Below are 13054 nucleotides of genomic sequence, written 5' to 3'. Positions count from 1 at the left end.
AATCAAGGTCGTAGACTCACCGGTCGTGCCCCACGCCCGTGCTTCCGACGGAACAGCCCTCTTCTACTCGGTCGAGGGGTCGGGGCCGCCGCTGCTGCTGATCGCGGGCCAGTCGAACTCGTCGCGGTGGTGGCGCCAGGTGCTGCCGGACTTCACGTCCGCCTTCACCACGATCACCATGGACAACCGCGGGACCGGTTCCAGCGACAAGCCGGACCTGCCGTACAGCACGCGGCTCTTCGCCTCGGACTGCGTGGCCGTGCTCGACGACGCGGGCATCGCGGAGGCGTTCGTCTACGGCACCTCGATGGGCGGCCGGATCGCGCAGTGGATCGCCGCGTCACACCCGGACCGCGTCGCGAAGCTGGTGCTCGGCTGCACCTCCCCCGGCGGCCCGCACGCCGTCGAACGCAGCCCCGAGGTGCGCAAGTCGCTGGCACAGGTCGACCAGATGAAGGCGCGCAAAGCACTCGTCGACCTGATGTACACGCCGGCGTACCGGGGCCCGTTCAACACGCTCGGCGACCCTGAGATGCCGCCCTACGCGCGCAAGCTGCACCTTTTGGCGAGCGGCGAGCACGACGCGTGGGACGCCTTGCCGTCCATCAAGTGCCCGACTCTCGTGGTGCACGGCACCGACGACATCTTCAACCCGACCGCGAACGCCCCGCTCATCACCGAACGGATCCCCGACGCGCGCATGGAGCTCATCGAAGGCGCACGGCACGGTTACTTCGAGGAGTTCCGCTCGGTCGCCTCACCGCTGGTGGTGGACTTCCTCAGCTCGTGACCCAGCGCAGGCCGCGCATCAACGCGTGCCCGGCGAGCTTCACGCCGGTCGCTTCGGAGATCGGCAGGTAGGGCAGCCGCAACGGGATGCGCGCCCAGACCGGCAGGGTGGCCACGGCGGTGGCGCTCAGGACCGCGTACGGGCCCTTCGCGACGAACGGCAGCGGCGCCTTGAGCAGCAGGAACCGGGCGGCCTCCCGAGCTTCTTGCGTGCCTTTCAGCTCCGGCCGGTACGCGTTGATCCGGTCGTCGAGCTCCTGGACGGTCTCCGGCGGGTCCTGGAGGCCCATGGCCCGCGCGATCACCGCCATGTCGGCCACATAGCCGTCGTAGTCGTCGAGCGGCTTCTCGCCGTACCGCCGGTGGCAGCGCAGGAAGCTGTCCACCTCGGCCACGTGCACCCACTGCAGCAGGTGCGGGTCGTCGGCCCGATAGGCGCGCCCGTCCGATGCGGTGCCGTGGATGTACGAGTGGATGTGCGCCAGCTTGTCGATCGCCTTGTGCGCATCGGCCTTCGTGCCGTACGTGGTCACGCCCACGAACAGGCTCGTACGCTGCAAACGGCCCCACGGGTCCGTGCGGTAGTCGGAGTGCTGCGCCACCGCGGCCATCGCCAGCGGGTGCAACGACTGCAGCAGCAGCGCCCGCAGACCGCCGATGAACATGGCGTGGTCGGCGTGCACGTGCCGGATCGGGCGGTCGTCGGCGAACATGCGCGGGCCGGGCGCGTTGTGGATGCTCTGTGCCTGTTCCTCGCGATCAGGACCCACGACCATCTCGAACAGGCCGTTGCTCAGCTGCCGCCGCAGTGCTTCCAGCATCCCTCCATCATGCGCGGTGGCAGCTGAGAACAGCACCCCGTGTGCTCAGGAAGGCAGCCGCAGCCACCGGTCGGGGCTGGTGAAGGCGCGGTGGTCGGTCGGCTTGAGGCCGACGAAGGCGCAGCAGTAAGCCACCGGCTCGTCCTCGTAGAGGGCAGCCAGCACGTCGTCGGGCTCGTCGTCGTCGACGCCACCGCCGGGGTGCAGGTCCCAGGCCTCGGTCACGCCGTCGCGGTGGACGCCGCCCTGGTTGCCGCTCTTCGGGTTCGCGTACATGCCGTACGCGACGGTGCCCTCGGACAGGCGGTTGAGCAGGGTGTTGTCCGCGGCGGCGAAGCCCCACGGCTGCAGCACCACGCACCCGCCGGGCACCGTGCTCACCCCGACGGTGCTTTCGGCCTCCGCGCTGAACGGGTCGATCTCGCCCCACAGCCGCAACTCGTCCGCTGTCACGTCGATCGGTCGCGCGCCGAGCCGGCGGACCACCTCCTCCGCGTCGAGCCCCGCGACGCAGCCCAGGCTGTACCCGTCGCCCGCGGGCAGCCCGGCGAGTGCCGTCACGAGCCGATCGCGCTCCCGCACCGCTTCGTCATCCCCCATGAACCCCATCATGCGTGCCAGTAGTCCCGGTCGGGAAGCAGCAGCCACCGGTCCGGCTCGGTGAACGCCTTGCTGTCGGTCGGCCGCAGCCCCGCGTAGGCGCAGCAGCAAGCCACGGCCTGGCGTGCGTACAGGTGGATGAGCAGCACGTCAGCGGTGCTGTTGGCGGCGTTGGGCGGCCCGCCGGGGTGCAGGTCCCAGTCCACGACCGCGCCGTCGCGGTCGATGCGGCCCTGGTTCCCGCTCTTGGGGTTCGCGTACATGCTGTACACGACCGTGCCGACGGACAGCTTGCCGGCGACGACCGGCGTGGAGGCGTTGAAGTACCAGGGCTGCATGACCACGCAGCCGCCCGGCACGTCCGTGATCCCGACGGCGAGCTCGTTGTCGTCGCCGAACGGTTCCTCCCACCAGTCGTCGAGGTCGTCGGGCAGCTCGTCGGCGGGCACCGCGGAGGCGTCCAGCCTGCGCACGGCCTCGTCCGCGTCGATGCCGCCGACGCAGGCGATGCTGAAGCCGTCGACATCGGGATTCCGCCCGAGTGCCGCGACGAGCCGGTCCCGTTCGGCGACGGCCGCCCGTTCCTCCGCCGTCAGCACCTCGTCGGTGGGGAGGGGGTGCTCGGTGGTCAGGCTCAGGCGGGCAGGCGACCAGCCGGACATCATCTGCCGGGCCGGGTCGGCGCCCGCGGCCAGCAGCAGCTCGACGGTGTCGAAGTTGCGCCCGTTGACCGCCTGCCACAACGCCGTGCGGTCGTCGAAGACCGCGTCCACGTCGTCGACCTGGTCGAGCAGGCCCGCCACCTCTCGAGCCGTCCCGAACCCCGCCGCGAAGTGCAGCCGCCGCAACTCGTCCCCCATGAGGACGGCACCCTACCGAGGTGGAGTGCCGTCCCCGCAAGGGGATCAGCCGATCGCGACCTGGTCCAGGTCGGGTGCGCCGGCGTTGTCGTTGCCGAACCTGATCGTGTTGGCACCGGCGTTGAGCGTCACCGGGATCTCGGTGACGTACGGGGTGTTGTTGCCGAGCCCGTCGACCTCCACCTCGACCGGCGGGCCACCGTTCACCGTCACGAAGTACGAGCGCGGCCCGTTGACCGTGAACCGGACGAACAACCGGTAGCTGCCGGCGGCGGGGACGACCACGTTCGGGAACGTCACGGCGGCGTCCGGGCTGCCGCCGATGTTGCGCACCTTCTCCCCTCCCGAGCACGCGCCGCAGTTGCTCAACCCGGTGCTGCCGAACGTGTTCGCCGAGTCCTCCGCCTCCCGCACGAACAGCCGGTCCGCCGGCCGCGTGCGCACCGGCACCGCACCGGACACCCCGCGATCGGCACCGAGCAGCCGGAACGACGCCCCGACCGGCAGGCTGACCGTGCCGACGTCCTGACCTGCCGGTGAGGTCGCGGTCCAGGTGCCCTCCAGCAGGCCCGCGAGGCGCATCGACGGCGCGGTGGCGGGGTTGCCGGTCAGCGTCCACCCGGCGGGCACGGTGGGCACCAGCGACACGTCGTCGACCTGGTCGTCGGCGTCGAGGCGGAGGCGGGCGGTGATCTTCACGGACTGCTGACCGGGCCCGGCCCATTGCACGCCATGGGGTTGCACGGTCAGCGTCGTCTTCGGCGTGTAGCTCGCCGGCGGCAGGCCGCCGACCGAGACGCGGTCCAGGCCGAGGCGGCCCGTGCCGAACACCTTGATCGTGTTGCGGCCGGCGGTCAGCGGCACGGCGAGCGAGGTCGGCGCAGGCACGTCGGCGCGGTCCTCCGGCACGGTCGCGGACAGCGGTGCGGCGCCGTTGACGGAGACCGAGACGCTGGTCGCCGTAGCGGCCGTCAGGTCCAGCTGCAGCCGGTAATTGCCTGCTGTGGCAACGGAAACATCGCGGAAGGTCACGGCGTTGCTCTCACCGCCGCCGAGCCCGGTCACCTGACGGCCGCCGGAACAGGCAGCGCAGGACTCGCCGCGGGCAGCACCGGACCGCGCCGCGTGCTCGGCTTCCAGCGCGCCGGCGCGGAGTCCGCGCGGGTAGCTGTGGCCGACGCGGATCTCGTCGATCTTCAGCTCCTTGAAGTGGACGGGCGCCTGCGGACCGCTCCAGGTGCCCAGCACGGTCAGCTTGAGGAACCTCGCCTCCTGCCTGCCGATGTCGATGAACCGCGTGCCGCGCGCGGACGGCAACGCGCCGGTGCGCACGTGCCACCAGGTGCGGCCGTCGTCGGACGCGGTCACCTGGTAGTCCTTGATCCGCGCCGAGTCCTCCGGCCGGCCGAACGAGACCCGCGCGTGGGTCGGCGACGACTCGCGCTGGCTGACCGCGAGGAACGCGGCCTGCCTGCGCCGCCCCAGGTCGAGCGAGACGGAGACGGGCTGCGCGGCGCTCGCATCCCAGTAGGTCTCGTGACTGCCGTCGGTGAGGTTCACCGCCGGGAAACCCGCCTTCGACGACGTCGCCGAGGCACGGACACCGGTGTAGAAGCCTTGCTGCCCGGCGGTTTCCACGGCGAACACGGTGTCGTACTCGTCCCAACTCGTAATGCCCTCAATCGTCAGGTGCCCGCCGGACTGCGAGAACCGCATCTGCTCGCCGGTGCGCAGGTCTTTCACGCCTGTGACGCGGTACCCGTTGTCCCGCAACCGGACGAAGTCGGCGCGCGGCTTCGTCACCACGTGCACGTACTGCCTGCCGGTCTTCGGGTTGATGGTGATCACGCCGTGCGCGCCGTCGTTCCAAAAGCCCGGCTGCATCCCGCCGTACAGGTATCCGGCACCCTCGACGCCTTGGACGGACTCGCGGATCGGCGGCACCCAGCCCGCCATGAAGTTGTTGAACGCCTCCTGCTGCGCGGGCATCTTCCCGTTCACCATCGGCGTCTCCGCCATGAGCGACTTGATCGACGAACCCGCGTTCGCGACGTACCGCCCGGTGTTGAGCCGCGTGTCCACGGCGTGGCTGCCGCCGTCGTACCACCAGTCGCCGGTGTTGGGCAGCTTGTAGCAAGCCTCGGAGAGCCGCGGCATGGGCGTGAACGTCGCCGCCGGGTAGTCGTAGGACGGGAACATGCCGGTCTTCTGCTCGTTGGAGACCGTGTCCATGATCGGCGTGTCCTCGTTGTTGTTGGACAGCAACCAGTTCGGCCGCAACTGCCGGATCTGCTCGTAAAGCCTGTTGCGCTCCCAGTACTCGTTGTCGTTGTCGATCCAGAACCCGGCCAGGTCCTCGTATTTCTCCATGACCTCGAAGAACAGGTCGTAGCTGTACTTGCCGAAGCCCTCGCGCGTGGTGAGGTCGACCTGCTCGCCCCGGTGGTCGGAGTAGGCCTTCGAGTCGAGCATCTGCACCCCCTGCTCGCTGTGCCACTGCGGGTCGTCGGTCATGTAGAGGACGACCTCGACCCCCTTGGCCTTGCCCGCCTCGACGAGCTCACCGAGCAGGTCCCGCTGCGTGGCACAGCTGCCGGGAACCTTCGACGGCCACGGCCGCGCGTACCCGAGCCGGCTGTGGAACGTCGCCAGCACCACGTAGGAGGCACCGAGCTTGCGCGCCTCGTCGATCCAGTAGTCCGGCGTCCACCCGCCACCGGTGACGTCGCGTTCCCACTCGGCGCAGTCCAGGTGCTTCGGCGCGGTGAACATGCCCCAGTGCAAGAACAGACCGGCGGTCGACTGGCGCAACCACTCCTGCCTCGGGTGCCGCACCTCCTGCGCCGCGGCTGCCGAGACGGTCGTCTGCAGAAGCCCGGCGAGCAACGCGGCCACCACAGCCGCGCACAAACTCCGTAAGCCCATGACCCATCGCATCCTCGTCAGGGCGGCGGCGAGAGATCCGATGATTGCACCGTCATCGACGGCGGTCAAACCCGCCTTCGACTGACTTGGGCCGCACTCATCGGAGCGATCGAGCGATATCGCCCATCGATCGACATCGAGAGCCCTCGACTGTCCGGGTGAACACCCGCAGCTCGTGATCAGTACCCGCCCCGCCGGGAGACCAGACGTGATACCACAACGTTCGGAGGCAGACGATCAGCGTTGGCGGAGAGGGAGCACATGACCGACGCGGACTTGCCCGGCTTTTTCCACGACGCGGACGAGGCGTCCAGACGCGGCCAGCGGCAGACGTTGCTGCTCAGCAGGGTCCGCCTGATGAGCGCCGTCGTGGCCGCGATCGGCGGTGCCTTCAAGTGGAAGGTCGGCGGCGGCTACGACATCTGGGCCTTCGTGGCACTGGCCGGCTTCTTCGTGGCCCTGTTCGCCGAAATCCTGCTCTGGGCCACCCACCCCGAACAGAAGTGGAACGCGGGCCGCGCCGTCGCCGAGCAGATCAAGTCCCTGGTCTGGCGCTACGCCGTCATCGGCGACCCCTTCACCGGCCCCAACGCCAAGCACTCACTGCAACTCATGATCGCCGAGGTCGTCTCCGAACAGGGCAAGAAACTCCCGCTCGCCAGCACCAACCCAACCGGTGCCGAACGCCGCGAACAACTCCGCGCCCAACCCTTCCCCGCCCGCCGCACCGCCTACCGCGAGGGCCGCGTCCGCGACCAGCTCGAGTGGTACCGCCGCCGCGCCACGACCAACGAGTTCCGCGCCAACCTCTGGCGCATGCTGCTGATCGCCGGCGAGTTCGTGGCCATCCTCTTCGCCGGCGCCCGCGTCATGGGCGCCTGGGACGTCGACATGTCAGGCGTCATGGCAGCAGCGGTCGCAGGCGGAGCGGCCTGGCTGGGCCTGAAGCAACACGAAAACCTGTTCCTGGGGTACGCGGCAGCGGCCAGCGACCTGGCTCTGATCTACGAACGGCTAGCGGACGTCGAAGAACCCGAGTGGGCGGCCGCGGTGGCGGAGGCGGAGGGTGCGATCAGCAAGGAGCACAGCGCGTGGCTGGCTTCGAGGCCGAGCGCGACGTGAGCTGAGCCCACCGGGTCGCGCGGCGGGGCAGCGGGTGCGGCGCGGGCCTGCGGGCAGGCTGACGCAGGGGTCCCCTCGCGTTTTGGCTCCCCCGCGGCCCACGGTACTCAGGGGGTCTGACAGTTCAGGGACCTGCGCTGCGAAGGCTGGCGCTGCCGGGGCTGCTCTGCCGGAACCAAGCGCTGCCGAGCCGAGCGAAGTCGGGTCCGGGCCGAAGGCCCTTGCTTTGATCGAGCCGAAGGCGAGACGTGAAGCACCCCCGGATCGAGCCGAAGGCGAGACGAAAAGCCAACCCGCCCAAATCGAGCGGTCCCGCGGTGGATGGCTTCCCCGTCTAGCGCTCCGATCGTTTGCCGGGCCTGGGGAGTCATGTCAAGCGGGCACGCTTTTCGCCCGCTTGACATGACTCCCCAGGTCTGGCGCGCTCTGTGGTGCTGGACGGGGAAGCCATCCACCGCAACGCAACCAACAACGCAACGCGCAGCCGCTCTGAGCAACAGGCGTGCCATCTACCTGAGAGTGGCGGAGGTGGAGGGCTTCTTTGGGAGTGTCGGGGTCTGGGGCGGAGCCCCAGGAAACAGCCGCGCCCCAGCGCGGCCCCAGCACGCCCCCAAGGGCGGGCTCACCCCAGCGCCGCCACCACCCGCTCCACCATCGCCTTCTCCGCCCCGGCCACCGCCCCATCCGCCCCGGCCACCGACCGGCACATCTCCGTCACGGCAGCCCGGAAGATCGGCACATCCCGCGGCTCCCGCTCCTCAACGATCCGAACAGCCGCCCTCAACGCCCCCAGCACCCCGTCCTCCACATCGGACGCAGACCCCCGCGGCAACACCGGCGGCGCCGCGGAAACAACCGCACGCAGGTCGTCCGACAGCAGCGACATCGCCCGGATGCCCGCGTAGCTCTCCTCGTCGACGGCGCCGGGGTCGGCGGTGGAGACCAGGACCATGGCGCCGAAAACGGCCGTGCGGAGCGTTTCGCCCTCCGCCTCCGAGTAGACAGTCATAAGAGCAAGCCTATGCAACGATCTCGAGGTATGAGTGCGGGTCGGGTGCTCGGCGCCAACATCAGGGCGTTTCGCGAGCAGCGCGGGTTGTCGTTGTCGGAGCTCGCGCGGCGGTCGTCGATCGCGAAGGGCACGCTGTCGCAGCTGGAGAGCGGGGCGGGGAATCCGACGATCGAGACGGTGTTCAGTTTGTCGAACGCTTTGGACGTGCCCGTGTCGGAGCTGGTGACCGAGCGGACGGCGCCGGAGGTCATCCTGGTGAGGGCCAGGGACGTGGAGCAGCTCAGCAGCAACGCGGTGGACCTGCGGCTGATGCGCAGGATGGACATCGCGGACACCGTCATCGAGATCTACGACCAGCGGGTGCGGCCGGGCGCGACGCAGACCAGCGAAGGTCATCCCGGCAAGGAGCACGTGCTGGTCACCAGCGGGCGGCTGAAGGTGGGGCCGACCGAGCAGCCGTTCGAGCTCGGGCCCGGCGACTACGTGTGCTTCCCCGGCTCGGTGCCGCACCTGTACGAGACGGTCGGGGGTGAGGTCAGCTCGGTACTGGTGTTGGAGTATCCGAAGCACTAACGTTCATTGTATTGAACGGAGGTGGCGATGCACCCGGACGTCGTGGTCGTGGGAGCGGGCATCATCGGGGCCGCGTGTGCGCAGGCGTTGCACGTGCGCGGGCTCGACGTCCTCGTCGTCGACCGCCGTGGGCCGGCGTCGGGCACCAGCGCGGCCGGCGAGGGGAACGTGCTGGTCAGCGACAAGGAGCCGGGGCCGGAGCTGGAGCTCGCCAAGGCCAGCAGGCAGCTCTGGCCGGAGCTGGCGCTGGACGCCGAGTGGGAGGAGAAGGGCGGGCTGGTCGTCGCCACGACCGAACAGGCCGTCGAACCCCTCAGGCAGTTCGCCGCGAAGCAACGGGCAGCGGGCATCGACGCGTGCGAGATCACCCCGCAAGAAGCCCGCGAGCACGAGCCCCACCTCACCCCGGCCATCACCGCCGCAATCCACTACCTCGAAGACGCCCAGCTCAACCCGGTCAAGGCAACGAGGACCCTGCTGCGCGGCATCAAGGTCGTCACAGCCGAGACGTCCACGACGGACGGCCGATCGGTCACCACGGACCAGGGCGTCATCCACTGCGGCGCCGTCGTCAACGCCACCGGCCCGTGGGCGAGCCGCTTCGGCGTCAACGTGCTGCCGCGCCGGGGCGTCGTCATCGTCACCACCCCGCTCCCCGGCACCATCCGGCACAAGGTCTACGACGCGGACTACGTCGGCGCGGTCGCGAGCGGTAACGCCGACCTGCAGACCTCCGGCGTGGTCGAGTCGACGCAGGCGGGCACGGTCCTGATCGGGTCAAGCCGGCAGCGCAGGGGTTTCGACGACACGATCGAGACGAAGGTCCTCCAAGCCCTGGCAACAAGAGCGATCGCGCTGTTCCCCATGCTCGCGAACGTCCCCGTCATGCGCGCGTACGGCGGTTTCCGCCCGTACGCGCCGGACCACCTGCCGATCATCGGCGAAGATCCGCGCACGCCCGGCCTGTGGCACGCCACCGGCCACGAGGGCGCGGGCGTCGGGCTCGCCCCGGCCACCGGGCGCCTGCTCGCCGAGCTGCTCACCGGTGCCACCCCGCACGTCGATCCCCACCCGTTCCGCGTCGACCGGCCGGAGGTGATGGTGTGAAGGTCACGTTCAACGGCGTTGCCAAGGAGGTGGCGCACGTCGCGGAGTTGTTGCCGGGCAAGTACTTCTGCGGCATCGGCGTGTGCTTCGGCTGCGTCGCGGAGATCAACGGCACCCCCGAGGTCCGCGCCTGCCGCCACCAGCTCAAGGACGGCGACATCATCAGGACCACGCCATGAGAGTCGTAGTAGTGGGTGCCGGCCCCGCGGGCATGGCCGCCGCCAGGACCGCCGCCGACGCGGGCGCCGAGGTCACCATGGTCGACGCCGAACCCGAGGCGGGCGGCCAGTTCCTGCGCGGCAGGGCCAGGTTCGCGCACCCCGGCGTCACCCACCTCAAGAACACCGAGGCGTGGCTGGTCGAAGGCGGCACCGTCCACCTCAGGGGCCCGCGGCAGCTCCCGTTCGACGCGCTGGTCATCGCCACCGGCGCCTACGACCGCCCGCTCCCCTTCCCCGGCTGGGACGGCCCCGGCGTGATCACCGCGGGCGCCGCCCAGGCCCTCGCCAAACAGGGCGTCACGCTGGCCGAACGCGTGGTCGTGACCGGCACCGGCCCGTTCCTGCTCCCGGTCGCGACCGCGCTGCAGGACCTCGGCGCCACGCTCGTCGGCGTCTACGAGGCGAACTCGCCGCTGGCCTGGGCCCGGGAGACGAAGGCGGTCGCCGCGAACCTGCACAAGGTCACCGAGCTCGCCAAGTACCGGCGGGTCCTGCCACGCCTGGAGACCAGGACCGCGGTGATCGCCAAGCACGGCAGCCGCGTCACCGTCGCGAAGCTCGACAGCGCCTGGCGCCCGGTCAGCCACCGCACCGTGCAGGCCGACCTGGTCTGCGTCGGGTACGGCTTCCTGCCGCGCACCGACCTCGTGCCGCACGCCGCCAGGACCGGCGGGTTCTACGACGTCGACGAACGCCAGCAGACCTCGGTGCCGGGCGTTTACGCGGCGGGTGAGGTCACCGGCATCGGCGGTGCCGACCTGTCCGAGGCCGAGGGCGTCGTCGCCGGGGCCGCCGCGGCCGGGCGGGAACCACCGGCCGACGCGCTGAAGGCCGTGCGCGACGGCCTCCTCTTCGCCGCGGCACTGGCCAGGGCGCACGCCGTCAAACCCGGCTGGCGCACGTGGCTCACCCAGGACACCACGGTGTGCCGCTGCGAGAAGGTCAGCCTCGGTGATCTCGGCACCGCCACCACCATGCGCGAGCTCAAGCTCACCAGCCGGGTCGCGATGGGCCGGTGCCAGGGCCGCATCTGCGCCCGCAACGCCGCCGAGCTCACCGGCATCCCGTTCGACGCCCAGCGCCGCGTGATCGCGGTGCCGATCCCGCTCGGCGAACTCGCCGCGCTCCCCGAGGAGGACCAATGACCGAACGCCTCGACGGCGTCATCGTCGCGACCGCGCTGCCGTACCGGGAGGACTCCAGCGCGCCCGCGGGGCTCAGGCCCGACCTCGACAGGTTCGCCGAGCACTGCCGCTGGGTCGTCGAGTCCGGCTGTCGCGGTGTCGGCCCGAACGGCTCGCTCGGCGAGTACTCGTCGCTGACCGACCAGGAACGCCGTGAGGTCGCGCAGACCGCCATCGCCGCCGTGAAGGGGAAGGGCATCGCGGTCATCGGTGTGCACGGCGTCGGCGCCCACCAGGCCCGCCACTGGGCCGAGCTGGCCGCGGAGGACGGCGCGGACGGCGTGCTCTGCCTGCCGCCGACGATGTACCGGGCGAACCGCGGCGAGGTCGTGCACCACTTCCGCGAGGTCGCCAAGGCGGGCCTGCCGATCATGGTCTACAACAACCCGATCGACACCAAGGTCGACCTGACCCCCGACCTGATCGCGGAGCTGGGCCAGATCGAGCACGTCACCGCCGTGAAGGAGTTCTCCGGCGACGTCCGCCGCGTGCTGGAGATCCGCGCCGCCGCCCCGCACCTGACCGTCGTGGCCGGCGCCGACGACGTGGTGCTGGAAAGCCTGCTGATGGGCGCCGCCGGCTGGTTCGCCGGTTACCCCAACGTCTTCCCGGCCGAGTCCGCCGAGCTGTTCCAGCTCGCACTGGACGGCGAGCTCACCGAGGCCCGCTCGTTGTACGAACGCCTCGTGCCCGCCTTCCGCTGGGACTCGCGCACCGAGTTCGTGCAGGCCATCAAGTACTGCATGGACCTCGTCGGCCGGTACGGCGGCCCGTGCCGTCCCCCGCGCGGCCCGCTGTCCGACGCCCAGCGCACCCAGATCGAGGCCGACATGAAGCTGGCCACGTCATGAGGTTCGCCCGGTACTTCAGCGCGGTCGACTCGCACACCGAGGGCATGCCGACGCGGGTGATCACCGGCGGCGTCGGCGTGATCCCCGGCGAGACCATGGCTGACAAGCGCCTGAACTTCGTCAAGGACCACGACCACGTCCGGAAGCTGCTCGTCAACGAGCCACGCGGCCACGCGGCGATGAGCGGCGCGATCCTGCAGCCCCCGACCCGCCCGGACGCGGACTGGGGCGTGCTCTACATCGAGGTGTCCGGCTGCCTGCCGATGTGCGGCCACGGCACCATCGGCGTGGCCACCGTCCTGGTCGAGACCGGCATGGTCGAGGTGACCGAGCCGGTGACCACGGTCCGCCTGGACACCCCGGCCGGCCTGGTGCTCGCCGACTACGACACCCGCACCAAGCTCGTGACGATCCGCAACGTCCCGGCCTACGCCCACGAGCTCGACGCGACGGTCACCGTCCCCGGTCTCGGCGAGGTCCGCTACGACATGGCCTACGGCGGCAACTTCTACGCCATCCTGCCGCTCGCCGACCTCGGCATCCCCTTCGACCGCACGGAGAAGGACCGCGTCCTGGCCGCCGGTCTGTCCATCATGGACGAGATCAACCGGGTGCGGCGCCCGGTGCACCCGCTCGACCCGGCCATCAGCGGCTGCAAGCACGTCCAGTTCACCGCACCCGGCCTGGACGGCGCCGACTCGCGCAACGCCATGGCCATCCACCCCGGCTGGTTCGACCGCTCGCCGTGCGGCACCGGGACGTGCGCGCGGATGGCCCAGCTGCACGCGCGGGGTGAGCTGGGGATCGGGGTGGAGTTCGTGAACGAGTCGTTCATCGGGACGCGGTTCATCGGGACGCTGCTGGAGGAGGTCCCGCTCGGTGACCGGACGGCCGTGGTGCCCACCGTGGCCGGCCGGGCGTGGATCACGGGGATGGGCCAGTACCTGCTCGACCCGACGGATCCGTTCCCGGAGGGGTTCTCGCTGTAG

General features: G+C 70.5%; 13 protein-coding genes. 8 read left to right on the top strand and 5 right to left on the bottom strand.

The window, feature by feature from the left end:
* Window positions 1–25: 25 nt before the first annotated feature.
* Complete coding sequence (locus tag BBK82_RS29205; RefSeq protein ID WP_065917861.1) at window positions 26–790, top strand: alpha/beta fold hydrolase; 765 nt, start codon at window positions 26–28, stop codon at window positions 788–790.
* On the opposite strand, the gene BBK82_RS29200 is transcribed toward BBK82_RS29205, so the two are convergent.
* Genes BBK82_RS29200 through BBK82_RS29185 form a run of 4 tightly spaced genes read right to left on the bottom strand, consistent with a single transcriptional unit; the run spans window position 780 to window position 5995 of the window.
* On the bottom strand, window positions 780–1610 hold the full coding sequence (locus BBK82_RS29200) for an oxygenase MpaB family protein (protein WP_065917860.1): 831 nt from the start codon (window positions 1608–1610) through the stop codon (window positions 780–782). The genes BBK82_RS29205 and BBK82_RS29200 overlap by 11 nt on opposite strands.
* 45 nt (window positions 1611–1655) lie before the next feature.
* Entirely contained in the window at window positions 1656–2210 is a 555-nt protein-coding gene (locus tag BBK82_RS29195) for a DUF6461 domain-containing protein (RefSeq protein ID WP_065921438.1), read from the bottom strand.
* A gap of 8 nt (window positions 2211–2218) precedes the next feature.
* On the bottom strand, window positions 2219–3070 hold the full coding sequence (locus tag BBK82_RS29190; RefSeq protein WP_065917859.1) for a DUF6461 domain-containing protein: 852 nt from the start codon (window positions 3068–3070) through the stop codon (window positions 2219–2221).
* Window positions 3071–3115: 45 nt separating this feature from the next.
* Entirely contained in the window at window positions 3116–5995 is a 2880-nt protein-coding gene (locus tag BBK82_RS29185; RefSeq protein WP_065917858.1) for an alpha-L-fucosidase, read from the bottom strand.
* A gap of 261 nt (window positions 5996–6256) precedes the next feature.
* Here BBK82_RS29185 and BBK82_RS29180 point away from each other — a divergent pair, with 261 nt between their 5' ends.
* Window positions 6257–7117 carry a DUF4231 domain-containing protein gene (locus BBK82_RS29180; RefSeq protein WP_065917857.1) on the top strand — a complete coding sequence of 287 codons (861 nt, stop codon included), beginning with the start codon at window positions 6257–6259 and terminating at the stop codon, window positions 7115–7117.
* A gap of 622 nt (window positions 7118–7739) precedes the next feature.
* Here BBK82_RS29180 and BBK82_RS29175 read toward each other — a convergent pair.
* The gene (locus BBK82_RS29175) at window positions 7740–8126 is read right to left on the bottom strand and encodes a hypothetical protein (protein WP_065917856.1); all 387 of its coding nucleotides are present in this window, start codon (window positions 8124–8126) and stop codon (window positions 7740–7742) included.
* 30 nt (window positions 8127–8156) lie between these two features.
* Here BBK82_RS29175 and BBK82_RS29170 point away from each other — a divergent pair, with 30 nt between their 5' ends.
* Genes BBK82_RS29170 through BBK82_RS29145 form a run of 6 tightly spaced genes read left to right on the top strand, consistent with a single transcriptional unit; the run spans window position 8157 to window position 13054 of the window.
* On the top strand, window positions 8157–8702 hold the full coding sequence (locus tag BBK82_RS29170; protein WP_218920355.1) for a helix-turn-helix domain-containing protein: 546 nt from the start codon (window positions 8157–8159) through the stop codon (window positions 8700–8702).
* 27 nt (window positions 8703–8729) lie between these two features.
* Window positions 8730–9809, top strand: coding sequence for an NAD(P)/FAD-dependent oxidoreductase (locus tag BBK82_RS29165; RefSeq protein ID WP_065921437.1), 1080 nt, complete (start codon window positions 8730–8732; stop codon window positions 9807–9809).
* A complete protein-coding gene (locus BBK82_RS50675; RefSeq protein WP_065917854.1) occupies window positions 9806–9988 on the top strand; it encodes a 2Fe-2S iron-sulfur cluster-binding protein in 183 nt (60 codons plus the stop codon). Before BBK82_RS29165 ends, BBK82_RS50675 begins: the two co-directional genes overlap by 4 nt.
* Window positions 9985–11175: an FAD/NAD(P)-dependent oxidoreductase gene (locus BBK82_RS29155; protein WP_065917853.1), complete on the top strand. Its 1191-nt coding sequence runs from the start codon at window positions 9985–9987 to the stop codon at window positions 11173–11175. The genes BBK82_RS50675 and BBK82_RS29155 overlap by 4 nt, the downstream gene beginning before the upstream one ends.
* Entirely contained in the window at window positions 11172–12065 is an 894-nt protein-coding gene (locus BBK82_RS29150) for a dihydrodipicolinate synthase family protein (protein ID WP_065917852.1), read from the top strand. Before BBK82_RS29155 ends, BBK82_RS29150 begins: the two co-directional genes overlap by 4 nt.
* The gene (locus tag BBK82_RS29145; protein WP_065917851.1) at window positions 12062–13054 is read left to right on the top strand and encodes a proline racemase family protein; all 993 of its coding nucleotides are present in this window, start codon (window positions 12062–12064) and stop codon (window positions 13052–13054) included. The genes BBK82_RS29150 and BBK82_RS29145 overlap by 4 nt, the downstream gene beginning before the upstream one ends.

The organism is Lentzea guizhouensis, assembly GCF_001701025.1.
In the GTDB taxonomy this organism is placed as follows: domain Bacteria; phylum Actinomycetota; class Actinomycetes; order Mycobacteriales; family Pseudonocardiaceae; genus Lentzea; species Lentzea guizhouensis.
The sequence above is the reverse complement of the archived record's forward strand: the minus strand, read 5'-3'. Positions and strand labels throughout refer to the sequence as shown.